The organism is Paenibacillus sp. FSL F4-0236 (assembly GCF_038000135.1).
GTDB lineage: Bacteria > Bacillota > Bacilli > Paenibacillales > Paenibacillaceae > Paenibacillus_AQ.
In genome coordinates this window covers 3,103,431-3,128,953 of record NZ_JBBOBK010000001.1, presented here as the reverse complement: position 1 = coordinate 3,128,953, position 25,523 = coordinate 3,103,431, and the positions used below count along the sequence as shown (strand labels likewise).

Annotated in this window: 27 protein-coding genes; 16 read left to right on the top strand and 11 right to left on the bottom strand. The window is 44.3% G+C overall.

Annotation, left to right across the window (positions count from 1 at the left end; genetic code table 11):
• The first annotated feature begins 6 nt into the window (after positions 1-6).
• From NSQ29_RS14230 to mnhG, 3 genes are read left to right on the top strand one after another with little or no spacing between them, the layout of a single operon-like run.
• The gene (locus NSQ29_RS14230) at positions 7-480 is read left to right on the top strand and encodes a Na+/H+ antiporter subunit E (protein WP_042187625.1); all 474 of its coding nucleotides are present in this window, start codon (positions 7-9) and stop codon (positions 478-480) included.
• Entirely contained in the window at positions 480-773 is a 294-nt protein-coding gene (locus NSQ29_RS14225; RefSeq protein WP_042187626.1) for a Na(+)/H(+) antiporter subunit F1, read from the top strand. The genes NSQ29_RS14230 and NSQ29_RS14225 overlap by 1 nt, the downstream gene beginning before the upstream one ends.
• Entirely contained in the window at positions 748-1,152 is a 405-nt protein-coding gene (mnhG, locus tag NSQ29_RS14220; RefSeq protein ID WP_339270833.1) for a monovalent cation/H(+) antiporter subunit G, read from the top strand. The genes NSQ29_RS14225 and mnhG overlap by 26 nt, the downstream gene beginning before the upstream one ends.
• Positions 1,153-1,265: 113 nt before the next feature.
• Here the strand turns inward: mnhG and NSQ29_RS14215 are convergent, their stop codons facing one another.
• Both NSQ29_RS14215 and NSQ29_RS14210 read right to left on the bottom strand, forming a co-directional pair.
• The gene (locus NSQ29_RS14215) at positions 1,266-1,643 is read right to left on the bottom strand and encodes a PilZ domain-containing protein (RefSeq protein ID WP_339270835.1); all 378 of its coding nucleotides are present in this window, start codon (positions 1,641-1,643) and stop codon (positions 1,266-1,268) included.
• 119 nt (positions 1,644-1,762) lie between these two features.
• Positions 1,763-2,344, bottom strand: a complete 582-nt coding sequence (locus NSQ29_RS14210) for a TetR/AcrR family transcriptional regulator (protein ID WP_339270837.1) — start codon at positions 2,342-2,344, stop codon at positions 1,763-1,765.
• 229 nt (positions 2,345-2,573) lie between these two features.
• Between NSQ29_RS14210 and NSQ29_RS14205 the strand changes: the two genes are divergently transcribed.
• Positions 2,574-3,833 (top strand): MFS transporter, encoded by a 1,260-nt coding sequence (locus tag NSQ29_RS14205; protein WP_445739163.1) that lies wholly within the window; start codon positions 2,574-2,576, stop codon positions 3,831-3,833.
• 165 nt (positions 3,834-3,998) lie between these two features.
• Here the strand turns inward: NSQ29_RS14205 and NSQ29_RS14200 are convergent, their stop codons facing one another.
• Positions 3,999-5,489 carry a 4-hydroxyphenylacetate 3-hydroxylase family protein gene (locus NSQ29_RS14200; protein WP_341125389.1) on the bottom strand — a complete coding sequence of 497 codons (1,491 nt, stop codon included), beginning with the start codon at positions 5,487-5,489 and terminating at the stop codon, positions 3,999-4,001.
• 307 nt (positions 5,490-5,796) lie between these two features.
• Here NSQ29_RS14200 and NSQ29_RS14195 point away from each other — a divergent pair, with 307 nt between their 5' ends.
• The 8 genes from NSQ29_RS14195 to NSQ29_RS14160 all read left to right on the top strand — a co-directional run bounded on the left by NSQ29_RS14195 (position 5,797) and on the right by NSQ29_RS14160 (position 12,821).
• On the top strand, positions 5,797-6,174 hold the full coding sequence (locus NSQ29_RS14195) for a BlaI/MecI/CopY family transcriptional regulator (protein WP_076282800.1): 378 nt from the start codon (positions 5,797-5,799) through the stop codon (positions 6,172-6,174).
• 5 nt (positions 6,175-6,179) lie between these two features.
• Positions 6,180-8,411, top strand: coding sequence for a M56 family metallopeptidase (locus NSQ29_RS14190; protein WP_341125388.1), 2,232 nt, complete (start codon positions 6,180-6,182; stop codon positions 8,409-8,411).
• A gap of 229 nt (positions 8,412-8,640) precedes the next feature.
• A complete protein-coding gene (locus NSQ29_RS14185) occupies positions 8,641-8,970 on the top strand; it encodes a PadR family transcriptional regulator (protein WP_042187640.1) in 330 nt (109 codons plus the stop codon).
• Positions 8,963-9,316, top strand: a complete 354-nt coding sequence (locus NSQ29_RS14180) for a DUF1048 domain-containing protein (protein ID WP_052404266.1) — start codon at positions 8,963-8,965, stop codon at positions 9,314-9,316. The genes NSQ29_RS14185 and NSQ29_RS14180 overlap by 8 nt, the downstream gene beginning before the upstream one ends.
• 11 nt (positions 9,317-9,327) lie before the next feature.
• Positions 9,328-10,272 carry a daunorubicin resistance protein DrrA family ABC transporter ATP-binding protein gene (locus NSQ29_RS14175; RefSeq protein WP_042187642.1) on the top strand — a complete coding sequence of 315 codons (945 nt, stop codon included), beginning with the start codon at positions 9,328-9,330 and terminating at the stop codon, positions 10,270-10,272.
• On the top strand, positions 10,269-11,033 hold the full coding sequence (locus NSQ29_RS14170; RefSeq protein ID WP_042187644.1) for an ABC transporter permease: 765 nt from the start codon (positions 10,269-10,271) through the stop codon (positions 11,031-11,033). The genes NSQ29_RS14175 and NSQ29_RS14170 overlap by 4 nt, the downstream gene beginning before the upstream one ends.
• A gap of 233 nt (positions 11,034-11,266) precedes the next feature.
• Positions 11,267-12,520, top strand: a complete 1,254-nt coding sequence (locus NSQ29_RS14165; RefSeq protein WP_340969113.1) for an MFS transporter — start codon at positions 11,267-11,269, stop codon at positions 12,518-12,520.
• Between the two features lie 115 nt (positions 12,521-12,635).
• A complete protein-coding gene (locus tag NSQ29_RS14160) occupies positions 12,636-12,821 on the top strand; it encodes a hypothetical protein (protein ID WP_042187647.1) in 186 nt (61 codons plus the stop codon).
• 23 nt (positions 12,822-12,844) lie between these two features.
• Here the strand turns inward: NSQ29_RS14160 and NSQ29_RS14155 are convergent, their stop codons facing one another.
• The 5 genes from NSQ29_RS14155 to NSQ29_RS14135 form a co-directional block, all read right to left on the bottom strand.
• Complete coding sequence (locus NSQ29_RS14155; protein WP_341125387.1) at positions 12,845-15,121, bottom strand: preprotein translocase subunit SecA; 2,277 nt, start codon at positions 15,119-15,121, stop codon at positions 12,845-12,847.
• Positions 15,122-15,500: 379 nt separating this feature from the next.
• Positions 15,501-16,583, bottom strand: a complete 1,083-nt coding sequence (locus NSQ29_RS14150; protein ID WP_076282796.1) for a hypothetical protein — start codon at positions 16,581-16,583, stop codon at positions 15,501-15,503.
• Positions 16,584-16,644: 61 nt separating this feature from the next.
• A complete protein-coding gene (locus NSQ29_RS14145; RefSeq protein ID WP_341125386.1) occupies positions 16,645-18,048 on the bottom strand; it encodes a sensor histidine kinase in 1,404 nt (467 codons plus the stop codon).
• A 2-nt stretch (positions 18,049-18,050) separates the two neighbouring features.
• Positions 18,051-18,710 carry a response regulator transcription factor gene (locus tag NSQ29_RS14140; protein WP_149644295.1) on the bottom strand — a complete coding sequence of 220 codons (660 nt, stop codon included), beginning with the start codon at positions 18,708-18,710 and terminating at the stop codon, positions 18,051-18,053.
• 503 nt (positions 18,711-19,213) lie between these two features.
• Entirely contained in the window at positions 19,214-19,471 is a 258-nt protein-coding gene (locus tag NSQ29_RS14135; RefSeq protein WP_042187657.1) for a hypothetical protein, read from the bottom strand.
• Between the two features lie 738 nt (positions 19,472-20,209).
• Between NSQ29_RS14135 and NSQ29_RS14130 the strand changes: the two genes are divergently transcribed.
• On the top strand, positions 20,210-20,893 hold the full coding sequence (locus NSQ29_RS14130) for a hypothetical protein (protein ID WP_341125385.1): 684 nt from the start codon (positions 20,210-20,212) through the stop codon (positions 20,891-20,893).
• Positions 20,894-21,423: 530 nt separating this feature from the next.
• On the opposite strand, the gene NSQ29_RS14125 is transcribed toward NSQ29_RS14130, so the two are convergent.
• From NSQ29_RS14125 to NSQ29_RS14115, 3 genes are all read right to left on the bottom strand, one after another.
• Positions 21,424-22,260 carry a sulfurtransferase gene (locus NSQ29_RS14125; protein ID WP_341125384.1) on the bottom strand — a complete coding sequence of 279 codons (837 nt, stop codon included), beginning with the start codon at positions 22,258-22,260 and terminating at the stop codon, positions 21,424-21,426.
• Positions 22,261-22,359: 99 nt separating this feature from the next.
• Positions 22,360-22,731 carry a hypothetical protein gene (locus NSQ29_RS14120; protein ID WP_076282790.1) on the bottom strand — a complete coding sequence of 124 codons (372 nt, stop codon included), beginning with the start codon at positions 22,729-22,731 and terminating at the stop codon, positions 22,360-22,362.
• A 130-nt stretch (positions 22,732-22,861) separates the two neighbouring features.
• Positions 22,862-23,233, bottom strand: coding sequence for a hypothetical protein (locus tag NSQ29_RS14115; protein WP_076282789.1), 372 nt, complete (start codon positions 23,231-23,233; stop codon positions 22,862-22,864).
• Between the two features lie 213 nt (positions 23,234-23,446).
• On the opposite strand from NSQ29_RS14115, the gene NSQ29_RS14110 reads away from it, so the two are divergent.
• Genes NSQ29_RS14110 through NSQ29_RS14100 form a run of 3 tightly spaced genes read left to right on the top strand, consistent with a single transcriptional unit; the run spans position 23,447 to position 25,519 of the window.
• Positions 23,447-24,403 carry an ABC transporter ATP-binding protein gene (locus NSQ29_RS14110; RefSeq protein WP_341125383.1) on the top strand — a complete coding sequence of 319 codons (957 nt, stop codon included), beginning with the start codon at positions 23,447-23,449 and terminating at the stop codon, positions 24,401-24,403.
• The gene (locus NSQ29_RS14105) at positions 24,396-25,142 is read left to right on the top strand and encodes an ABC transporter permease (protein WP_341125382.1); all 747 of its coding nucleotides are present in this window, start codon (positions 24,396-24,398) and stop codon (positions 25,140-25,142) included. The genes NSQ29_RS14110 and NSQ29_RS14105 overlap by 8 nt, the downstream gene beginning before the upstream one ends.
• Positions 25,143-25,144: 2 nt before the next feature.
• The gene (locus NSQ29_RS14100; RefSeq protein ID WP_341125381.1) at positions 25,145-25,519 is read left to right on the top strand and encodes a GntR family transcriptional regulator; all 375 of its coding nucleotides are present in this window, start codon (positions 25,145-25,147) and stop codon (positions 25,517-25,519) included.
• Positions 25,520-25,523: the final 4 nt, after the last annotated feature.

The following is a 25,523-nucleotide window of genomic DNA, read 5'->3' as shown; positions in this document are numbered from 1 at the left end:
ATAACTATGGCTTTTCAACTATTATTGAATTTCATGATAGCATTCCTGTGGATGTTTCTGCACAATGATTGGACTGGGCCACGTTTCGTCATTGGTTTCCTGCTCGGTATACTCATTCTGCTCGGAATGCGACGCTTTTGGCCCAGGTTATATCTTGGAAAAGTGTGGGCGATCATTAAGCTAATCCTGTTGCTGCTGCGGGAGCTGGTCGTTTCTAGTTATGTAGTGGTAAAAGCCGTTCTAAGACCGGAGCTTAATATACGTCCAGCTATCCTCAAATATACTACAGAGCTGAAATCAGATTGGGAAGTGGCAACGTTAATCACGATGCTCTGCCTCACTCCTGGATCGGTGGTGCTTGAAGTGTCGGATGATAATCGGACATTGTATATTCACGCTATGGATGTTGATGACCCTGCACAGTTCAGAGCAAATATCCGTGATACCTTTGAGCGAGCGATACTGGAGGTGACCCGCTAATGATTCATTTTATTCTTATGCTATCCATTACCATCATGGCTTTAGCTATAGGCGTATGTGCTTGGCGTTTGGTGAAAGGACCTTCTTTACCTGACCGAGTCGCTGCACTAGATACGATTGGAATTAATCTGCTAGCAATGGTGGCCGTGTTATCTGTCTTTCTCCAAACGCAGGCTTTTATAGAAATTATTTTATTGATTGGAATTCTTTCCTTTATTGGAACGACAGCCTTTGCCAGATATATCGAAAAGGGAGTGGTGCTAGAAAATGGAAATGATCAAGACTACAGGTGAGTTGCTGTTTGCCTTGTTAATTCTTGTAGGGGCATTGCTTAGCGCCGTTAGTGCTATTGGTTTGATACGGCTACCTGATGTTTATCTAAGATCACATGCTGCCGCGAAGAGTGCCACTCTCGGTGTGTTATGTGTCTTAGTTGGGGCATTTCTATATTTTGCATTTTTTCAGAATCATATTAGTGCAAAGCTATTACTAGGAATTGTCTTTGTATTTATAACTGCACCTTTATCCGCCCACCTAACAGGTAGAGCGGCATATCGCTCCGGTGTTCCTCATTGGGATCGAAGAATTCAGGATGATTTAAAAGAGGTGCTGGAGAAAGAGCAAGTTATACCGGTAACCCCTGAACGAGATATACCTCAAGAACAAATGTAGAAGCGTTAGAAATTATCTTGATTTTCAATAACAGCAGCAAAAACTGTAACAAACCCGCGTCTACACGCGGGTTTGTTTTTTTATGAATGGAGTACTATTCTTTTGTTAACATCTCAACGAACCAATATTTTACCTTCTCCAGCGAGCCTGCGTAGCACCCTCGGAAGACACTCAATGTCTGCTTCAGGTATGTCTAATTGAATACCGTAATGGAAACAGTCCTGCTGTTCTCTATTCCATTTTAGAACTCCTTCTAAGTAAATAGATTCATCCGTAAGATTCATTTCCATACCAATCCGTACTAGGTTATTTTCTGGATTAATGTTGAGGGGTAACGATAAGTGGCAGCCTGTTCGACTAATGTTGAACAGTACAGCTCTTACAGGCTTAGAAGGAACCTGGATTCCGTTAATACTAAGAATATGAAGATCAAGGGTTACAGGTTCTTTAAGGGTATATCGAAAAGGTTCAGTTCTGCGATTAGTGTTCATATGCTCCTCCATACTTTCCCATCTACTATAAATTATCGACAGGAAAACAGGATTAGTGAAGAGTTATTAAACATATTAAAGTTTCGAAGTTACAAAAGCTGCATACCTAATTTTTGATTCTATCGTAACAATGTAAGTATTTCTTTTACAGAATTATCTACAAATGATCTTTCAGGACGGGATTTCATGATCACAGTAAGTCCAATTAATGATATGACTAGTGTCTGCGCTAAACTTTTTGCGTTAATAGTTGAATCAAGCTCACCTGAGCGCAAACCTCGATCAATCGTTTCTTGAAATATTACCGAGAGATACATCTGGTGTTCTCTTGTCAGGAGCTCAAATTTCTCATCGTGGGGTGAAAGTTCAACCATCGAATTAATGCAAAAGCATCCCCAGTTCGGATGTTGTCCATATTCTTTTGCCACTATATTTTCGAAAAAGTCACGGAATGCCTCTTTAACAGAAGAATTGTTTTGAAGCTTGTTACGAACATAGGCAGCATGAGAACTCGTATATTTCCGCAACGCAGCTTCAAATAGTCCTTTTTTATCTCCGAAGGTAGAGTAGATGCTAGGCCGCTGAATACCCATTCTTGATGTCAGGTCGCTTAAAGAGGTAGCCTCGAACCCTTTTTCCCAAAAAACTTGCATAGCTGCATCCAATGCTTTTTCCTCATCAAATTCACGTGGTCGAGCCATAGTAACTCCCTCTTTTCATATCGAACGGTATGATATTATTTTATGGTTTGAAAATTATTATGTCAATAAGAAATGAACGTATAAATAGTCGGATTCTAATTTTTGGTTGTTCTATAAGTTAATCTCTTGACAGTTATCTTTTTTTAGAGTTATATTTGTCAAACGTATTTACGTACTGATTGGTATGTAATGTATGAATTTGATAAAAGTTAATCAGGAGGCGTTATCTTTGGGGGAATCTGTTGAGGAATCGAATGCTATTATAGCGGATCAAACAGTCAAAAAAACTGAAAAAGTACGAGGAGGGCTTAGAGCGTCAGAACCAGTGCCTGTATCAATAATATCTCGTAATGTGGCACTTTTATTTTCCATCGCCTGCGGAATAGTTGTTGCTAACATTTATTATGCTCAGCCTTTACTGGACGCTATTTCGAACGAGTTTGGTATTTCTCATTCATTCGTTGGACTTGTTATTACAATCACTCAAATTTTTTATGCACTTGGACTGTTATTACTAGTGCCTCTGGGTGATCTATTAAATCGGCGTTGGCTGATCGCTGGACAGATGCTTCTATCCGTATTGGCTTTAATTGTCGTTGGTACTGCCACCAGCAGTATAGTGTTATTCATAGGTATAGCAGCGGTTGGGTTTCTAGCCGTAGTGACACAGACGCTCGTTGCATTCGCGGCAACTTTGGCTGCTCCAGCCGAACGTGGGCGTGTCGTTGGTGTTGTGACAAGTGGAATCGTAATTGGTATTCTGCTGGCGCGAACTTTCGCTGGCGTATTAATGGATTTAGCAGGTTGGCGTTCTGTCTACCTTGTTTCCGCGGTATTAACACTAATCATGGCATGTGTATTGTTTCGGGTGTTGCCACATTATGAGCATAAAAGAGAATCATTATCTTACCTACAGCTGATTCGTTCAATGTTCACGTTGTTTGCTCAGGAACGAACTCTTAGAATTCGTGCTGCACTAGGCATGATGATTTTTACCGCTTTCAGTATATTATGGACATCTCTAGTATTACCTCTCAGCGCCCCACCGTTTTCTCTTTCACATACTGCGATTGGAGCGTTTGGTCTCGCAGGTGTTGCAGGCGCGTTAGCAGCAGCGCGAGCAGGTCGCCTCGCCGATCGGGGTTTAGGGCAGAAGACCACAGGTGTAGCCTTGATTCTTTTGCTCATATCATGGTTGCCAATAAGTTATGTTCAACATTCTCTTATTGCATTAATCGTTGGTATTATCCTTCTTGATCTTGCAGTACAAGCCGTACATGTCACCAATCAGAGCATGATCCTTACTTTGCGACCTGAGGCACGCAGTAGGCTTACTGCCGGTTACATGATTTTTTATTCCATTGGCAGCGCCACTGGGTCGATCGCATCTACGAGTATCTATGTTTACTTTGGCTGGAACGGAGTGAGTTTGTTAGGTGCAATTGTGAGTGCTCTGGCTCTTCTTTTTTGGTTATTAACAAAGGAGTAACTGAAGGGATGAGTATTCGTGCTGAAAAAATTGTAACACTGATCTCGCATAATTAGGTGCGATTTCTAAGTCTTAACGCTCCAGCCAGGGCTATAGTATTTCATGTCACCTGGCCGTGGGAGCAATTCGAAAAGTTCAATTCAACATGAAAAATAAACAAAAAGCTCAATTAGAAACTACATCTGTTGTTGAATTAGGGAGGGGGTCTTCTGGTGAAATAAATTCGTGAATGATTTGACGGAAGTATTCGTGATTATCATAGCTATTGTACATACGCCAGGCCATTGTTTCTGAATTCCCAAAAAATAACCGCTCAAATTGGGTTTGGCGGCCACCGAATGCACCCGCTCCTAGTTCCCAAGCGAGCCGGAATAAGGCATTTCGATACCATGCATCCGAGACATTACCCTTCAAATACTGATGGAGATACGAACCGGCATTTGAAGTGAAGTCGGATTCAGAAGTGATCATGATGAGACCGCTTGAACTGAGATTTTGAACCATCTCAATCATTTTTGGATAAAGCTCTGAAAAGTGAATGGTTGAAGCCAGTAGTGGGCCTTTATCAGGTACGAGATATCCAAAACGATCATGGGATGCCCCTAATTCAGAAGCAAGTCTTAATGCTTTGAATGTTTCTAAAAATGTTATTATTCTGGAAATCGGCAGGAGAGTGTAGGGCTCGAGGACAGCATTTTGTTCTTCTGCCAAAGATTCTAGCACACCGAGAAAGAACTCAGTTTTAGCAATATAGCGGGTGATGATTTGGTGGGCCATATGTGTATGAAAGTGACTCTCGCTAAATAATCGGGCGCAGTAAACCTCATCGCCGTAATAAAATATTCGATCATGAGGGATAAGCACGCGGTCAAATATAACAAGCGTATCCATTTCTTCATATCTTGAACTTAACGGATGGTCGTAGGTAGATGTGGCTGCGTAACTTTCACGGCAAACAAAAGTCATCCCAGGTAAATCATTAGGCACTGCAAAGGCAAACGCAAAGGGATTGTCATCATCCACAAGAGATGGTGAAGGAGTGGGGAATACAAGCATTTCATCGCATGTAGCCCCTTGTGTTGCCATCATAAAAGCACCGGTTACAACCATCCCTTCATCATTGATTTCTACAACTTTAGCTGCAATTGAATCCTCAGTAGCATCAATTTGACCGGATATTTTACTCGCTTGAGGCTGGATGAAGGCATGGGATAATGTAATGTCATGATCTCGGCAGTAGGCATAGTAGTTCCTTAGGTTTTCAGCGTATTTCGGATTAAGATCCTCAAGGATATCGGCAGCAGTGAACAGAGACATGATCGCCGTGTTCATATAATCTGGGGAACGTCCTAAAAAACCGTGATGTCTGCTCGACCAGAGTTCAATCATTTTTCTTCGACGTTCTAAATCTTCAACACTTTTGGGCGGGAGAAAAGATAAACCAACAAGCTCTCCAGTATCAGGCGAAGGGTAGGTCATCTGTGCTAAATAACGTTCGTCACACTGCATGTTGTACATTTCGGCTTGTGTTTGTATGAGGCCTTGAAATGCAGGATGTTTGGATAAGGGTCCTTCGATACGCATTCCTTTGTACCAGATATTGATATTTTGCCGATCGATTCGTTCGATGTATTGATTACCATTTTTAATAGGCACACGTTCCACCTCTTTGGAGAGCTGTATTAATATTTTTAATGTACGTAATCATAATTCTTCTTGTACATTGTCCATACACCGAGTCAGTGAAGGGGCCAACCTTAATTTAAACTATAAAAAGAGGATATTCACAATTATTTCCCCTAATATTATGTTCTGCACTATGGATCAAGCGAATCGCAGCTGTTCGAACGGGAAGTGTTCCTCTCGTGACTTTTTAAGGTTGACAAAAACGATACTTACTTGTATATTTTTGACATTGGATTACAAGTGTAGTCATACAGTGGGAAGAAAGGCGGATAGGATTATGTCTACGGAAATTCCAAAAATCTCGGATGCCGAGTGGGAAGTAATGAAGGTGCTGTGGACTGGAGCCCCGCGCACGGCAGGAGAGATTGTTGAAGCTCTGGAGGGCAACCGGGACTGGAACCCAAAAACGGTGCGGACGCTGATTAAGCGTCTGACGGAGAAAGGGGCTATCGGTTACAACCAGACAGGAAGAGTGTATTCATATTACCCACTGGTGCGGGAAGAGGAATGCGTCCAATCGGAGACACAATCTTTTCTGAAGCGGATCTACGGTGGAACGCTGCGCCCGATGTTAGTCAACTTTTTACAGAATGAGAAGCTGTCCCGAGAAGATATTGAAGAATTGAAGAGAATTTTGGATGAGCGAAAGGACTGAGTCGCTTGCTGGAAGCTGCATACAATCTGTTCGTTAAGATATTGTCACTATCCGCTATGGCGAGCGTGCTGGCTTTGCTGATCCTGGCAACCCGTTTCTTGTTCAAGAATCGATTGAAACCGACCTGGACGTATCTTCTGTGGATACCGCTGATCGTAAGGTTAGCCGTCCCTTGGACACCGGAAAGTGCGTTCAGCATTTTTAATTTGTTTCCGCTGGAAACAGAATCAGCTCAGACTTTCTATATTCCTTCTGCGCAGCCGGATGTAGGTCCTGTGTCCGGGATGAACATTCAAGAGGTGGACTCGACCAAGGTCGCTGAAATAACAGGAACAGGAACTTCAAAGCAAGCCGAGAGACCAGATAGTATGACACCGGTGACTCCGGAAATCTACGATCCATTTGAGACATCCAATACAGGCTGGACGCCGATGCATTTGCTGGTTCTGATCTGGCTAAGCGGAGCAGTGGTAATGATAAGTCTGTCGGTTCGTGAGCAGCTGCGATTCACGGCACGGGTTCGACGGGAACCGGAGATCCGTTCCGCAGATATCCTGTGGTTGTTCGAAACGTGTCAACGAGAGATGAAGGTAAGGCGCCCAGTGAAGCTGGTAGAGACGAAGCAGATTGCCGTGCCCACACTGCTTGGTGTTATGCGCCCCAAGCTGCTGCTGCCGACATCCATGTTGCACACGCTGGAGGCAAACGAACTGCGTCATATATTTCTGCATGAGCTGGCGCATGTGAAACGTCGTGATATTTCGCTGAATCTGCTGACAGGACTGCTGCTGGCCCTGCATTGGTTCAATCCGTTGCTTTGGTATGCCGTTAGCCAAATGAAACGGGATCAAGAGGTCGCCTGTGATGCGCTGGCTTTAAAGCATCTTGCATCGGGGCACCACAAAGACTACGCACGGACTCTTCTTAAACTATTAGAAACATTGACCGATCCAATCCGAGTGGCTGGTGCAGCCGGCATTTCAAGCAGCAAGAAGGAAATGAAAAGAAGGATAACCATGATCACCAGGCATAAAAAAATCACAGCACAAAACACGGTGTTGGGGTTAACAGTAATTATGGTCTTAAGTGGCTGTACCTTGACTGGGGCAAAGCTGAGTTCTACGTCAGCCCCGGAGAAGAGTGTTGTTATCCCGTCAGCTTCTCAGACTAAAGATTCAACTGCAATCGATCCCAAAGGAACCCTATTAGCGGAGAAGAACGGAATTACTGTAACTGCAAAGCCCACGGCTGAGCATGCACTTTTGCATGAAGTCACGGTAGATGTGCGCGGTGAGGTTAACAGAACGTTTTTGTGGAATGCCGGTGAAGATGAAACGCGGCCTCCTTCCATTGAAGAAGCTGATCTTAACGGGGATGGTACTAAAGAAATCTTTATTCGTATTACTACCGGCACTGGAACAGGGCTCTCAATGAGTGAGATTCATGTGCTCCAGCCTGTCACTCTGGAAGAGCTTGTGGTAGAGGACCCGGTCAAGACGCTAAATCGGAGGGTGAAATCCTCCATTACACACCGGAATAACCACACTTACGTATCCGCTGAACTAGACGGAAAGCATTTGACTAAAGTGTATGATTACACTGAGGGGGCTTGGGGCGAGAAGATTGGATTTGGCGCCGTAGTTTCGTATGAGCTTGATGGGGACCGTATTGTAGCTCGTTTGGCAGGTGCAGCATCCATCTCTGAGTTTCCGCTTGAAGTTATTGTCGTTTACGGCAAGGAATTGACCATTGAGAGTGTACAGATGTACTATGGGTCGTTTATTTCTCCTCCGCTCAGTGAACAGGATATTAAGTCCTTGCTGGAAAAAAAGCTTCCAGCTAGCGGCTGGACTTTTGGTAAAAAAGGCGATCAATACACGATTAATTTTATGGATCCACCGAATGGCGTAGGGGAAGGCCTTAGCTATAAAATTAATCCTCTTACCGGAACGGTTCATGATACAACTTCTGGCAGTCCAGTGAGAAGCCTTGTGAATCGAGAAGCGATAGATCTGTGGAACATATCTAACGGTACGGAATACAAGAAGGAGCTGTATAAGTTACTTCAGCCAATCTTTGATACAGAAGGCTTCGAGCCAATAGATGAGGATTGGATTTCAGGCTTTATTGGAGATGGTTATTTGTTCAGTAATGTTAGGCAAGGCGGCAGGGAGTTCACGATAAAAGTGGATGTCTTCACTGGTCAATGGGAAGAAATTGCTGACCCGTATAAATAGTTTTGTCGATGTCGAAGAACCTCGTAACAATAAAGAAAGCCCGTGCCCAGCGCGGGCTTTCTTTATTGTTACTGACTTAAAGCAAATGCTTTCCACTCATACCAAATCCAGTCCCTACTGCTGTCGTATTTATTTTCAGCAATCCGCTTTTCCTCCTATTTACAATTCCACTACTCGGTGTTACTATATAGTGGTACTAAGCAATACAGAGTAGCATTGGAGGATTTAAATGGATAACCTAACAGAAATGCTGAAAGGAGTTTTGGAAGGCTGTGTACTTGAAATCATCAGCCGGAAAGAAACCTATGGGTATGAAATCGTAAAAACGCTAAATGCGCTCGGTTTCGAAGATGTTGTTGAAGGTACGGTCTACACCATCTTGATACGGTTAGAAAAAAATAAACTCGTCGATATCGAGAAAAAACCGTCCGAAATAGGACCACCAAGGAAATTTTATAGTTTAAATGAAGAGGGATGGCGGGAACTGTCCATGTTTTGGGAGAAATGGGGATATGTTTCGTCAAGACTTACCCAACTGAAGGAGGATAGCCGTGTATAAGAACATGCTCGCTAAATTTAAAGATTTACGTGAACAAAAAAAGGCTTATAAAGAGTGCGTAAAACGTTCAAAAGCGCTCCCGAACGATTACCGAGAAGTTTACAATATCGCATCGCGCTACATGCTGAATTTCTCAACTAACGATTCTAGCGTCATCAACCTGTTTCCCGAAATGCTTGACATGTTTGAGATGGGAGCTGCTGAAGGTCGAGATGTTCTGGAGATCGTAGGGAATGACGTAATGGCGTTCTGTGACGGGCTGCTCGAGGACGTTTCCGCTCAGACTTGGACAGGGAAAATGCGAGCCAAAATGAACGAGTCCATTCACAAAAAACTTGGAAGATAGGGGGGATTAGGATGACATCGAACAATTGGGCGATTGAAGTAATAGGCCTCAAAAAATCCTATAAGAACGTGGAAGTGTTGCGGGGGGTGGACTTCACTGTTCAGAAGGGTTCAACTTTTGCTCTTCTAGGGTCCAACGGTGCGGGTAAAACCACTATGATCAAAATTCTTGCCACCCTGCTCCAGCCCGACAATGGAAGCGCAAAGATTAATGGAGCCGACGTAACTAAGCAACCAGAGCAAGTACGTAAGGAGATCAGCCTGACAGGACAAAGCGTCACCGCTGACTATATCCTGACCGGACGCGAGAATCTGCGAATGATGGCCAAACTCCGCCATTTGCCCGATCCTGACAAACAAGCCGAGGAGTTATTACGTCGTTTTGACTTGCTCGATGCCGCCGATCGCCGAATCTCCACGTACTCCGGAGGGATGTGTCGGCGCTTGGATTTGGCCATGAGCTTATTGGGTAACCCTTCGGTCATTTTTCTCGATGAGCCGACCACCGGACTTGACCCGCAAGCGCGTCTTGCTATGTGGGATATGATCAAGGATTTAGCGAGATCAGGTGTCACTGTTTTTTTAACTACGCAGTATTTAGAGGAAGCTGACCATCTAGCCGATCAAATCGCGATCTTACATGAAGGTCATATCGTGGCAAGCGGCAGTCCCGCGGAGCTAAAAAATAGATTGCCTAAGGGTCATATCGAGCTTCGATTCGACAATGAAACAACGCTAAATCAAGCACAAGATCTGTTGAAGGAATTTAACGCGACTGCAGATTCGAACAATCTCACGCTCTCAGTCATTACAGACGGAAGTACGAGACAGATGATGCGACTGCTAACGAAAGCAGCGGAAGCTGACATAGAAATTGCCGAGTTTGCGCAGAAACTGCCCTCGCTTGAGGATGTTTTTCTCGCGATCGTCACTAGCAAAAAGGAGGACTCCCGATGAAATTCATTCATTTTCTAGGCGATACCGCCGTCATGAGTGGGCGTGTCATTCGCCATTCCACACGTAGCATCGACACGATTATTACCGTCATCGCCATGCCGATCATGATCATGCTGCTCTTTGTTTACATCTTTGGCGGAGCGATGAACACCGGTGATGTAAGCTATATCAATTATATTGTGCCCGGAATATTGCTCTTTTGCATTGCTAGTGGCGTGGCTTATTCTTCTCTTCGTATCAATAACGATCTCACGAAAGGCATATTCGAGCGTTTCCACTCCATGCCGATCGCAAAAGCCTCTATTCTAGGCGGTCATGTGGTTGCTTCATTAGTTTTTAACGTCATTTCCTTGCTTGCCATTTTCCTTGTTGCCTTCGGAATGGGATTTCGGCCGAAAGCGGATGTGCTCGGCTGGGTATTAGCCATTGGTATTTTGTTGCTTAGCGTACTTGCGTTTACTTGGATTGCCGTCACCTTCGGCTTGCTTGCTAAATCATTTGAAGGAGCAGGAGTATTTTCTTACATTTTGATGTTACTTTTATTCGTTAGTTCTGCCTTTGCGCCGACCGACAGCATGCCTTCGGCTATACGCGTATTCGCAGAATATCAGCCCATGACACCGCTTATCGAGAGTATTCGTTCTCTTTTACTCGGAGGAACGGCAGATAAAACTACGCTTGTGGCGGTATTATGGAGTTTAGCAATACTTGCGTTTTTCTGGGCTTCCGCAATGCGAGTGTATAAACGGAGAATGAAATAGACGTAAAAAAGAGCCGGTGGCTTCTCGAAAGAGGGGGATACCGGCTCTTTGTGTGCACAGGCTAATTATAAGATGCTGGCTGAATGGTGGGGTGAATATTTCTGTGCTATTCTAGAAATGTGATTTATATAAAATTTTTGTACATAGAATTAGAAGTACCGGATTTGGTAATTAATTTTAATAGGCGAATGGGGAATGAATGATACTTTTTAAAAATGGGGGAGTAAGTTATAGTGATACCAAACGAAGCACAAAACAAAAAACATTGGAAACGGGATATAATTATCTTTCTAAGTAGTCAAACATTTTCGTTATTCGGTTCTGCTTTAGTTCAATATGCTATTATGTGGTACGTTACGCTTACAACAAAATCAGGTATGATGATGACATTATTTATTATTTGTGGATTCATTCCTACCTTTTTATTATCACCGTTTGCAGGTGTATGGGCGGACCGTTTCAACCGGAAATATCTTATTATGATAGCAGATGCCATGATTGCCTTTGTTACACTGATTTTAGCCATTACATTTTTGCTTGGTTATGATGAGATATGGTTGTTGTTCGCCATTGCTGCAGTTCGTGCGCTCGGAGCTGGGGTTCAATCACCTGCGGTTGGGGCAATATTACCTCAAATTGTACCAGAGGATAAGCTGACGAAAGTAAATGGGATTAACGGAAGTCTTCAAGCACTAATGATGTTTGTTGCACCTATCGTTAGCGCGTCATTGCTTTCATTGGCAACAATTGAGGTCATTTTCTTTATCGATGTTATCACAGCGGCGATAGCGATCTTTACATTATCTTTCTTTTTGAAAATACCGTTGCATAAAAAAGCGACTGATAAACAAACGACAAGCTATTTGGACGATTTTAAACAGGGTTTAAGCTATATTAAAACCCACAGCTTTCTCAAAACTTTTTTCGTTTTTTTCGCCTTTTTCTTCGTATTGATGGCACCGGCTGCATTTTTAACACCGCTACAAGTGACACGCAGCTTCGGAGATGATTATTGGCGATTAACAGCCATTGAAATTGCTTTTTCTATCGGTATGATGGCTGGCGGAGCAATTATTGCTTCATGGGGCGGCTTTCGAAACAAAGTATATACGATGACTTTTGCTAGCTTAATTATGGGTGTATGTACGTTCGCTTTGGGTATTGTACCTGTTTTTTGGATCTACTTGGTTATGATGGCTATTTTCGGCGTAGCTATGCCCGTCTTTAATACACCGACAACCGTAATGCTACAAGAGAAGGTAGATCCGGATTACTTGGGACGCATATTCGGAGTCTTTGGTATGATATCGACTTCCATGATGCCAATCGGAATGCTGATATTCGGTCCGCTCGCGGATGTAATTGAGATTGAATGGCTCCTTGTTGGAACAGGGGTGTTAACTGTAATACTGTCCGTTTTCTTCATTCGAAACAAACGTTTAGTTGAAGCTGGGATGCCTTTAATACAGGAAGCATCACAAGAGTAGAATTTTACTAGAAGTGAGAACTTGAAACCCTTGTGTAGATAAAAAAAGAAGCTCTCCTAAAGTTCGATTGAACTTTATGGAAAGCTTTTCTTAATTAGAAAAAAGGAGACCGACAATGACTTATTCACAGATGTGGAACAACGCAGGAAATGAAGCTGAAATTCTCTATTTGGAACAGCAGATTATGGCCATCAAAAAAGAAATAAAACGAGCAAAAACCGCAGAACAACAGGAGATATTGGATCAAGCGAATCGCAAGCTGGCTGAATTGGAAGCGAAGCTGGATGAGCTAGAGGAGTAGGGGCTAACCGCCCCATCGTTGCATCAATATTTTGACAGTTTGAATATCGGCCTCGCAACCGTGCGAAGCCAATAAGCAAATACGGTCGTTCCGGTCCATGAGGTTCGCTTACTCTGTAAGTATTGATCGTTGATAATATAAGTCCGGGTGGAAGCAGGGCTTTTCAGACCGAACTTTTCCCACTCTGCCGGATCATTTGAACCTCCGAGCTTTTCAAGCATATTTTGTGACGCGACATTTATTTTAGAAGGAATTTGCTCGTAGGCTTCAGTGATTTGCGCATGAAATTCATCGATTGGATTGCGGCTGGCAAGGCTCTCTAAGTGAATGCCTTCACGAAGGTAAGAAACGTATGCAAGATGGTCAGCCCAGAATTCGTCGATATAAAAAAGCCGTACCCGCCGCTCCGCTGGGCTCAGCGGCTGCTCGCCTTTCAAAATTCGCAGCCGCTCCGCGTATAGAATTCGCCTCTGATCCTCCACCATATCCGAATAACAGTTCAGTTCCTTGTGGATATCGAAGTTTTGGCCCATAACAATCCGCTGAATACTTGTGATCTTGCTGCTGAGCCCCGACTCTTCAAGAGCCTCATCCTGCCTGGGAGCGCGAACAGCTTTATGGATGCCGAAGCGAAGCAGTAACTCGTCCTCCAAGCTTACATAAAAAACGGAAGCTCCCGGGTCGCCTTGGCGTCCGGAACGCCCGCGCAACTGGTCGTCGATCCGCACGCTTTCGTTCACATGGGTGGCAATTACGTACAACCCGCCTAGCTTGGCGATTACCTCCGCTTGCGCGGGGTCGACGCCGCCGAGCCGGATGTCGACCCCGCGTCCCGCCATATTTGTAGACACCGTCACTGCACCGGTTTCTCCCGCTTTGGCGATGATGTTTGCCTCTTCCGCATCGTTTTTCGCATTTAGAACATGGCAAGGTACGCCAGCAACCGCTAGTGCCTCTGCCAGCATGGCAGACTCTTCGACGCTTGACGTACCAATAAGAATTGGACGTCCCGTCCTATGGACGGATGAGATTTCTTGTACGAGTGCCATAAGTTTGGCTTCTTTATGGGTATAAATCCGGTGCAGATGGTCGATCCGGATGTTTGGCCGGTTCGGCGGAATTTGCAGCACCTGCAGCGCATAAATATCTTCGAAGTCCATTGCGGATGCATGAGCGGTAGCCGTCATTCCGCAAATCTGCGGATACAGGCTGATGAAGTGTTGAATGGTGATCGTCCCGAGAATTTTCCCGCCGGCTATGGAGTACAGCCCTTCTTTTGCCGTAAGCGCGGCTTGAAGCCCGTCCGGCAAATACCGGTTCTCCGCCACTCGGCCGGTATATTCTTCGATCAGCTCGATTTTTCCGTCCCGGACGATGTAATCGACGTCTTTCTTTAATAACGATTCTGCATGCAACGCGCAATTTAATGATGTCAGCAAGTGACTGTTATGGCTATCGTACAAATTGCCGCATCCCAGCAGCGATTCCGCTTGCGCAGCGCCTGTTTCATTTAAGTAAACGTTCCGCTGGAACTCGTCGAAGTCGTAATGCTCATCTCGCTTGAGCTGCCGAGCTACTTCTGCGAAACGAAAGCCGTCGCTCCTGGAAGAGGGAGAATCACCGCTGATGACTAGCGGCACCCGAGCTTCGTCGAGAAGCAGCGAATCCGCTTCGTCGACGATGACGTAGTGGAAAGGACGATGCACGGTATCGGCTTCGTTTAGTGCAATTGTGTCGCGCAAGTAATCGAATCCCGCTTCTTTGGCCGTAACATAGGTTATATCCTTGGCGTATGCTTCCTGTTTCTCGGACAGGCTCATGCCCGCTTGAACCGAGTTTACCGTTAATCCGAGAAAACGATAGATCGGGCCCATCCATTCCGCATCCCGTTTGGCTAAATAATCGTTAAAAGTCAGCACATGAATGCCTTTGCCAGTCAGTGCATTTAGATATGCAGGCATAACAGCAGAAAGTGTTTTTCCTTCACCGGTATGCTGCTCGATCAAGAATCTCTCGTGCAGAGCGATGGCAGCCATGATCTGGACATCGTAAGGATTTAATCCAAGCTTTCTCTTCGCTGCCTCGCATACTAACGCATAAGCAGCGATAAGCAGCTCATCCAAAGGTGTACCTGAGTTTGCTTCTTTTTGTAGCCGGAGGGATTCCGCTAGAAGCTGCCCATCGTCCCATGCTTCCAAATTCCGTTTTCTGATGAGCTGCACTTTGTCCTGATAAACTTTCAGCTTATTCTGGGTATCGCGGTCTTTGAATTTTTGCATCAATTTGACAGCTATATTCATAGAAATCTGATCTCCCCTCGGTAGAAATACGCTTAGTTTTGAACAATATTTGCGCTGATCAGTCGGTTAACAAGTTCCTGGATTCAATCTACCAAAATATTCTATTAAATGCAATTTGGACAAAGGATAGAGACTATTAAAGCGTGGATGCATCTAGGTACACTACAACTACCATCTTCGACTTCTTGTTTGCAGATTGTTTGCAAAAGAACCCAAAAAGGACTGAACAGGGATCTTACTCATCACCTAGTTCAGTCCACAAACCACTTATCCAAATGCCTCGCAGTTCTTACTCTTACTCAGTAGCCTCCTTAACTTTTTCAAGAACTGGTTATACCGATTTGAAATACAATTTCCCCTTTGTTCATCCTTAGTATCCCTATTTAGCAGCTTCTGCTTCTTCATAGATGAGGCACCGAAGAGTCTGATCTGGGTAGCGTAACTCTGCAGTATAACTGCTGCCGTCTTCGAGCAACATTTTGACCGCTACCATACCGCGCTTATTATTTACGTCAGTGTCTGTAAGGGAAGCCGTGGCGATTCTCCGGGTTTCTCCTTGTCTGTCTGTAACTATTTTTGTAGCCTCGTTAATCCAGGTTGCATCCTTTTGGATAGCGATGGCAGCTTCAGCATTGATTGGGGTTCTTGTGAGTGAAAAATTAGCTGCGGTCGTATCTACTACCGTGCGGGTGGAGGGATCAATAATTACGGTATATTGCCAAAATTCCTTACCTTGTCCTCTTAAGGTGTTGGTTTTATAAGGGGTGAATATTACCATCCAGGTCTTTTTCTTTGATAGCATGGATTCTCCTTGGCTTGCTTTTACTTCAAGCTTGGAGACGTCAGCTCCGAATATTTTTCGCACACTTGAAGCGGCCATGGCAACGGCGTCGGTCTGGCTCAAATTCCCTGTTTCTGGAGGGGTTACAATATTCCGCTTGGACAAGGCATAGGCCTCCCGGTAGAACCAGTCAATATATTGTAACAGTTCCTCGTCAGTCAATGTCCGATTCGGATACTTGAGCGTGTTTTTCTCCAAGTCAAAATAAAACTCCGCTTGTCCCGATTTTAACGGGAACAGCTGCTTGGGACGAAGGCCGTCATACACATACTGGTCTTCCAATATCAGCCTCCGGTTTATTTCATCCTCGGTCATCTCCCTTCCGATGGTGATAATTTCGTTATTGGGCTTGTCCGCAAAATCATAAATTTGCTGCATTTCTTCTTGGGTCATCAGCTGCTCTAGATCTCTGTTCACAGTAGATACCGGAGCTTCTGCTTCTACTTTTAGTACGGGTGCCTTGCTGCTGTTCAAGGTTAGATTGCCCGAGTCTTGTACTGCAGAAATGCTCTTGGCGGCGGTGGTGTTCACAAATCCTGGGACAATCATTGCGCTCACCGCCAGCACGCTTCCAGAGAACAAGAGTACAGCGAGTGTAGCGGAAATCTTGTTGTTCTTCATTTAACTTAACCTCCATTGGGATCGGATGATGATGAATCTTCCTAACCTTAATCCAAAGATGTTATAGAGTAGGAGGGCAGTTGTTATAGAGTTGTAAAAAGAGTCTGATGCTAGTTCCCTCGCCGAGGACAGAGTTTAAGGACAGTCTGGCCTTATGCGCTTCAGCAATTTGCCGACATAAGGATAATCCTAGGCCAGCGCCGCCATATTCACGTGAACGAGCCTGGTCTCCCCGATAGAAAGGTTCAAACACACGTTTAGCCATCTCTGCGGTGATTCCGGTTCCCGTATCACGGATTTCTAGCACGGCTTCTCCATCCAGCTCATAGGCCAGCATGTGGATTTCGCTGCCTTGCTTGGAGGCATGAATCGCATTCTCAACCAGATTTACCAATAATGAAGCTAGTAAATCGGGATCTCCCCAGACATTTGAAATCGTATGTTGGACATGAAATCTTATGCCAGCATCCGTCAATTTTGGGTGCTCCGTCTGTTGGATAGCTTGAAATAGTTCCGAAATATCCACCTGCTGAAGTGCCAACGGCTGATGCCGGAGGACAGACAAATCCAGCAGCTTGAAGGCCAGATTCTTGAGACGAAGGGTTTCACTAAGAATATAGCCGCCTGCAGTTTGCTGTTCTTCCTGTCCAATATTGGCCGTGGTCAGAAACTCGGCGAACCCCTGCATGCTGGTCAAAGGCGTGCGCAACTCGTGGGCCAAATTATCCACCATCCTTTGTTTCTCTTCAGCCATGTCCGAGAGTTCGGTAACCCTCTGTTCCACGGCCTCCGCCATCCGGTTGAAGTTCAAGGCCAGTTCGCCAAATTCATCTTTGCTGCGCAGCTGCACCCGTTTCGTATAGTCGCCTTCGGCGATCGTTTTGCTGGTCTCTGACAGGAGCTTTAGCGGCTTGCTTAGATGCCGGATTAGAAGATAAAGAAGTAACAGCAGAACGGGTCCCACGATCCAGTTAATCATTACAAAAAAGCGGTTCAGTTCCTGTTGCTTGTTGAAGAGCTCACTGATATCACGCTGATAGACAAGCAGCAAATGCTGGTAAGGAGCAGGAAGCTGAGTGGAGAGCTGAATAGAGCGTTCGTCTGAGGATACAGGCTGATCGCCTTTTCCTAAATTAGATTTTCCGAATTGTCCTTTTTGGGGAGGGTAAATCATTCGGTCGTTCTCCCATAGCTGTAAATAGATTCCCTGCTTACGGTAGTAATCTCCATAGGACTCAGAGACGCTGGCCAGTAGAATAGGGGTCAATGCCGTTCCCCGTGCTTGAATAGAATTAAGGTTCTCATAAATATTGTTGGCGATTAACAATTGCTCACTGGATGCTCTCTGCATTTCACTGTCCATGTTTAGCTGCCAGCTTTTTTTCATCACCATAATGACACTTACATCCAGAGCAGCAATAAAGAGAGCAAGTACCGACAGCAGAATCTTATGCCAGAATCTCATGATTAGCTCTGAACTTCCAGGCGGTAGCCTAGCTTGAAAATGGTTTTGATCCGTTCTTCCCAGCCCAGCTTTTTACGTAGCTGCCGGATGTGAACATCCACGGTGCGGGTGTCGCCCTCAAAATCATAGCCCCACGCCAATTCCAGCAGCTTTTCCCTCGACAATGCAATATTCCGGTTACGAATTAACACCTCAAGCAGCTCGAATTCTCTAACGGTCAAATCAACCGGTGTCTGATCTACTAAAACTTGCCGTTCCAGGTAACGCACCTCAACATTATCGCAAATGAAGCTGGAAGTGCCTTTTTCACCCCTGCGCAGGACTACATTGATTCTTGCCAGTAATTCAAGAATTTCAAAGGGTTTAATGATATAATCATCCGCGCCCAGCTCGAAGCCTTTAATGCGGTCAGCCAAAGAATTCTTGGCGGTGATCAAAATCACTGGAACCTGCAAATGTGCAATCCGCTGCATCACCTCAAAACCATCCAATTCCGGAAGCATAACATCCAGCAGAATCAAATCAGTCTTTTCACGCTCCAGAATTTCGAAAACCTCCGGTCCACGGTAAGCCTTGCTATATGTATGTCCAACCAGCTTGAGATTCATTGTAATTAAATCATTAATCGCTCGTTCATCTTCTACTACCAATATATTTGCCATTTCGTATTTCTCCTCCTGGTACCTTGCTCACTAAGTGCCACTTTCGTTATACACTATATACAACTAGAGGAAGGATTGTCCAGAAGGTTGATAGTTTCATCAGGCGATAATACCTAATAGGATAGAAAATTATGTGCTGAACTGTTACCTTAACAGTACAAACTTTTGTATTGGTCTTCCATCTATCATGAAAATATTTACAAATATAAATTGTTGATATCGAATACATCTGAGAAACTCCAGAGTGAGGTATACGGGCCACCTCCAGCACCGCCAGCACATACTGGCAGTCGTGACGCACAGGAGTTAGCTCTGTACTCTAATTTATACTTGGCACAGAAAAGGTTAACGTCATATAGCGATATCCTCCGGTTGCTGGATTATACGAACGTCTGGATTTTAGAGCGTTTGCTTCGGAGGCTGGCAGCGAGTTGATTGTACGTAAAAAGCTGCCCAAACTTCCTGGGCAGCCTCTCATATTCTTACGCGTACGTCTTCTGAGATCAAGCCGTTTGCGCCTCATGTTTGCGAGCTGTTACAGTGTCTTCTTTTTCCGTGGACCCGTTGTCCTGACGCTTAACTGCTTCCTCGTCTCGTACCCCATTCAGTTCATGTTCGTTCTGATGAAATTCCTTGAGTATATTCTGGTAAATATGAGCCTCTTGAAGGTTCAGTCCGTCGCGATTTTCTTTCAAAACCCAGTTCTCGACCGTTTTCTTCAAGATTTCGCTCTTCCGTTCCAGCAGTTCCGTATAACTCAATTTACTTCATCCTTTCCGGTTCATGGTTTCAAACGCCGGATGGACTTTCTTTACTTGTCATTTCGTGCGTTTAACATCACATCCGACGTAACGTTTACCATTATACAGAAAATCCTGGTCGAACCCAACGCGGACCAACCGTCCTCAGATAGGGTGAGCACTACTTAGAATGGAACGGGAGTCCTCAGCGGACCGTTTCGCAGAAGTGCGGCCGGATACTCCGGTATGCTGACAGTTGCTTCTCTTTCATATAATCGTTTAACCAGATATCAAGCACGCGCTTTTAACTTTAATCTTCCTCAAGAACGATCGTAATCCCCATACAAAACCCAATCACTCTAACTTACTACATACCGTTGTATATTCGTATATCCGGCCTTCTCCAGCGATATTACCCCGGGCGGGCAGTTGATTGAAATGGAAAGTAAACCCAAAAATAGAAAAGAAAAAATATGCCATGTGAAAATATATTAATAGTGAAAATATTAAAAGAAAAGAGGATATAAATATAAAAATAAATGGAATAGAGGGTGATAGAATTTTTGGGGGATTTTACTGGGCTTATTTATTTTGATTGATCCTGCCGATTTCCTATTGTGCATTCTAATGATAATGTGGCACACTATGTATAGATAAAACCAAACGAGGCAAAGAATGCCCCGTCTCCTTTCCTTTTGGAATAGAGGCGGGGTTTTGTATGATTAAAAAATATTTCGTTGCAGAGCGAAGGGATAGGTAATGGGTTTCGAGAGGGAGCATAATGAATGGTTATGTAATCATCTTAAACAAAGGAAGGGAGAGCGGCTCGATGCACTTAAACGCGGTCATGGTTACGGAAACCGCTTGTTTGTCGAGCGGGTGTGGTGGCCTCTAGCCGGACATTTTCACGGATTACACCCAGAATATGAAGTTAAGGACTGGCGCGGCAGATCCTATTTTGTGGATATTTTGTGGGAGATTGGAGCCACGCGTATTGCATTTGAGATCATGGACTATGGCTCACATGGAACGGATCGTAGCAAATACCGGATGGACTTGAACCGCGGGCTTTTTCTACAGTCTCAAGACTGCACGGTGCTCTATATCTCGCTGGATGAGCTAAAAGAAAATCCATCCTTCATTCTCTCCGCGCTGCGGAACATTCTCTTTTCTTATTTGTTAGCAGAAAAGTCTGCAAAGACAACCGCTGAGAGAGCCTATTCCAGAATCGAGCGCGATCTGATGCGGGCAGCCATCCGGCACCATCGAGTCCTTCGCCCGGCTGATGCCGCGAGAGAGCTGGAATTGCACACGATGACGATCATTAAATACTGTCGTCAGCTGGTGGATAAAGGAAAATTTCGCCCGGTGGCAAGAGGTTCATCTCAGCGGATCATTTACTATGAATATATTAGTACGCTACAAAGTCCAGATTTGGTTTGAAGATGAAGTCCGTCGTGAGAATGTGAATGAAAAATCGAATACAATGTGCCGCTGGCAAGCTGAACGAGCCAAATACACACGGAAAATCGAATACAATGTGCCTCCGGCAAGTTGAACGAGTCAAATGTATGCGAAAAACCGAATACAATGTGCCGCCGGCAAGTTGAACGAGCCAAATGTATGCGAAAAAGTGAATACAATGTGCCGACGGCAGGTAAACGAGCCAAAAGTATGCGAAAAACCGAACACAAAGTGCCACCGGCAAGCTGAAGGAGCCAAATGTATGCGAAAAATCGAATACAATGTGCCGCCGGTTACGTAAATGAGCCAAATGTATGCGAAAAATCGAATACAATGTGCCGACGGTAGGTAAACGAGCCAAATGTATGCGAAAAACCGAATACATGTGCCAACGGTACCATAAACGAGCCAAATATACACGAAAAATCGAATCGATATTTTTCCAGTATGGTAAATCAGGCCTCTGATTTTCAGGGAATCACAAGAATCCGCGCCGCAGGTTCTTTATTCTATTCTTCTCCTATCGCCACCGGATTCTCCTCATAAGAAATCCAATCACTCCAACTACCCGCATACAATTTCACATTCCTATACCCAGCTTTTCCGAGCGCGAGCACATTCGGGCAAGCACTTACACCTGAACCACAGTACACGATAATCTCTTGCTCAGGATCAATTTCCTCATAATGCTCTTTCAGCACCTCAGTTGATTTCCAGCGTCCTTGCTCATCCAGCACTTCTTTCCAGAACTTATTGATTGCCCCAGGAATATGACCTGCCTTCGGATCAATCGGTTCTTCCAGCCCTTCATAGCGACGGGACTCGCGGGAATCAATCAATAGTGCGCCACCGTCGTTAACTACATTTTGCACATCTTCCATGCTAACAAGCATCTTCTTCTGAACATCTGCTTCATACTGGCTAGGAATCCTAACCGCTTGATGATCACTGACGGGGAAGGATGCTTTTTTCCAAGCAGAGTAGCCTTCATCCATTACAAACACACGTTCATGTCCCAAATATTTAAGCATCCACCACAGACGGGAAGCGTAGGCACCACCTTGATCATCATAAGCAACGACAATACTATCTCTGTTAATGCCAACCTTGCTAAGAACGGTGGTTAGCTTCGAGATCTCAGGCAGTGGGTGGCGTCCACCGTGTGCGCTTACTGGAGCGGAGAGTTGTTCTTCTAGATGAAAATAGATTGCACCGGGAATATGATCTTCCGTATAGGCTTTACGCCCAGCTTCCGGATCCGTAAGTAAAAAACGGCAATCGACTATAACCAGTTCAGGTTCGTATAACCGAGCAAGCAGCCATCGGGTAGAAACGATTGGTTCCATAAAGATACCTTCTTTCTATTAATATGTATGGAGTCATTATAGCGGAAAATAAATGAGGACGCACCTTAAGCTTATAGCTTAAACTGCGTCCTCAAGTAATTAGATCAAACGATATCCTGAAGGCAAGCTACCAGTGCGCTGTATGGCGCGAACCTGTGCCGGAGTCAGCCTCTGATTGCTTGAAATGAGCGATTCGACATCTCCTCTACGGAGAAAGTCATCTAGTTCGCGAATGCTGCGGTTACCACGCAGAATTACGAAATTGTCACGGAAGCGAGAACGATCGAACAACACAAGCGTAGCGTTCGGATTCGTGGAGAAAAAGCGTAAGCTTTCTATTCCAGTAAGGACTGCATCAATATCTGCAATGCCTAGGTTGCCGCGATAGGTTCTGCGGAGCCCACGAAAGTTCTCCTCACTATATACTCTTAATCTGGGATAGATTACGGACGCTGCTTTTATGGTTACCATATTTCATCTCTCCTTGTGGATTGACTTAGCAGGTAAATCTAATAACTATTTGACCTCAGAAGATCACTTGGGAAAAAGGAGTAACCTGGGCTCTAGCACCAGATTGCTCCTTTCTTGTTGAATGGAAATGTTAGATCAGGCGATATCCCGCAGGCAAAGTGCCGCTGCTGCGGATATTGCGAATCTGTTCGAGAGTTAATCTTTGATTAGTTGAAATAATCGATTCCACATCATTACCGGAAATGAAATCGTCCAAATCACGGATGCTGCGGTTTCCACGGAGTACGCGGAAGTTCCCTCTAAACCTAGTTCTTGTGAACAGTACCAGTGTTGCGTTGCTGCTGGTAGAGAAGAAACGAAGACTCTCAATACCATCGAGGATGTTGTCCGTATTACGAATGCCTAGGTTGCCAGTATAGATTCTACTGTTACCCCTAAAGTTTTCTTCATCGTAAACAGTTAAGCGTGGATAAGTCTGGGATACATGAACTTCTTTTTTCATTTGTCATTCCTCCTTTGTCATTCCTCCTTTGTAATCTAATCTATGTTCATTTCAATTTTTGGTTTGGCAGATAGTCTAATAGAAAACCCTTATTTTGCGTAATCCATAATTTCGGGCTTTACATCAATAATATATTAGTGTACTATTCAACTATAACACCGACACATTAAAACAAACTCATCAATAATACAAAAGATGGCAGGGAGGATTACCATGAAGCAGGGAAGTGATGAACGCATGCAGGATTCAATCGTGCTGCAAATGAATGGGGTAAGCAAGATCATTAAAGGGAAATCCATTGTGGATAAGCTGACATTTGATATCCGTAAGGGAGAAATTGTTGGGCTATTGGGACCCAATGGTGCAGGGAAGACAACAACGATCCGGATGATGACGGGTCTTATACGGATGAGTGAAGGCGATGTGATCGTTCAAGGTCACAGTGTTAAGAGTGATTTTAATAAAGCTATTGGACATATTGGAGCGATTATTGAAAATCCAGAGTTCTATCCGTATATGACAGGGCTTGATAATCTAAAGCAATACCAGAGAATGACAGATAATATTGAGGCTGGAAGAATTGATGAGGTTGTGGAATTGGTAGGACTTCAGGAAGCGATGAATAAGAAAGTGAAGGCCTATTCGCTTGGTATGCGTCAACGTCTTGGGATTGCTCAGGCGTTACTGAACCGACCAAAGTTATTGATTCTAGATGAACCTACGAACGGTCTTGACCCAGCAGGCATACGAGAAATGCGTGATTATATGCGTAGGATTGCTGAGGTTGAAGGGATTTCTATTCTAATATCCAGCCACTTACTGACTGAAATTGAACAAATTTGTCACCGGGCCATCGTGATTCAGAACGGCAAATTAGTGACCGTTACAGCGATTGGTGGGGAGCAGGAGACAACTGCAGATGTGAAACTAACCATTCGTGTAGGCTCAGTAGAATCAGCAATTAACATCTTGGAAGGTCTAGAATACGCAGAGCTATTGTCTATGGATAGTGCTCGTTCTGAGGTGACAATAAATCTGCATGACAGTAAAGTGCCGGAACTAGTGTCGACTTTCAGTAATAAAGGGGTAGGTATTTACCGGATTGCAGAGAATAAACAAAGCTTAGAGGAAGATTTCTTGAAATGGACAGGAGGAAACCGAATTGCGTAGCTTTAATAATTTGGTTGTTAATGAATGGCTCAAGCTCTCGAAGAAACGTACGTTTTTTGTACCTTACCTGATATTAATTCTAATATCCATGCTATTAGGTTATATTGTTCATTCTGCCTCACCTGATATGTTTGGATCAGCTTATGACTTTTCAGCAATGATGCTGCTTTCACAAGGGATTGGGCAAGTGATTACCATTCTCGCAATCATCGGAACAGCGGGTATTGTCTCAAAAGAATATAGTCAGGGCACCATCAAATTCCTTCTAATCCGTGCGAGAAGTCGTACAGCAATACTTGCGTCCAAATATGCTGTTGTGTTGATTTACGCGTTCTCAGTGGCAGTTGTCGGCATGTTGGCGGTTTTTTCATCAGGAGCTTTATGGTTTGGCTTGAGTGGTGGTGAGGCTGGTATTCGTGAGATGTTAACCAGTATAATGTATAACTCAGTTAGTACAGTTGTATATACAACACTTGCTTTTATGATCGGGATTTTGACAACATCTACGGGTGTTACAATTGGTGCTACAATGTTTATGCTGATGATAGACAAATTGGTTATTTTTCGTGAATTTTATAAATATGTATTATTCCCCAACCTAAATTTAGCTGCTTATGAAGGTGGAGGAGCACCTATGCCTGGAATGACGCTGACCTTTTCCATAGTAATTCTAGTTTTATACACAGCTGTCTTTTTACTCATAGGCTTCTCCGTCTTTAGACGAAGGGATGTTGCTTAATCATGACAATCGAATTCGATAACAACCTGCCGATTTATATTCAGATCATGAATCACATCAAAGGAGAAATCGTCACAGGTAAGTTAAAACCAGGAGATAAAATTCTCTCGGTACGAGAGCTTGCCAATGAACTGCAAATTAATCCGAATACAGTACAAAGAACCTTTCAGGAACTGGAGCGTGAAGAAATCGTGGAGACCCGGCGTGGAATGGGAAGATACGTCACTAGTAATGAAGGAACTATTTTGACCATCAAAAAAGAAATGGCAAAGGATGTACTGGATCGTTTCATTCGTGGCATGCAGGACCTTGGTTTTCAAGGTGAAGATATTTTAGCGGCAGTTGCAGAGAGTATCCGAAACAAGGATGGAGAATAGGGGG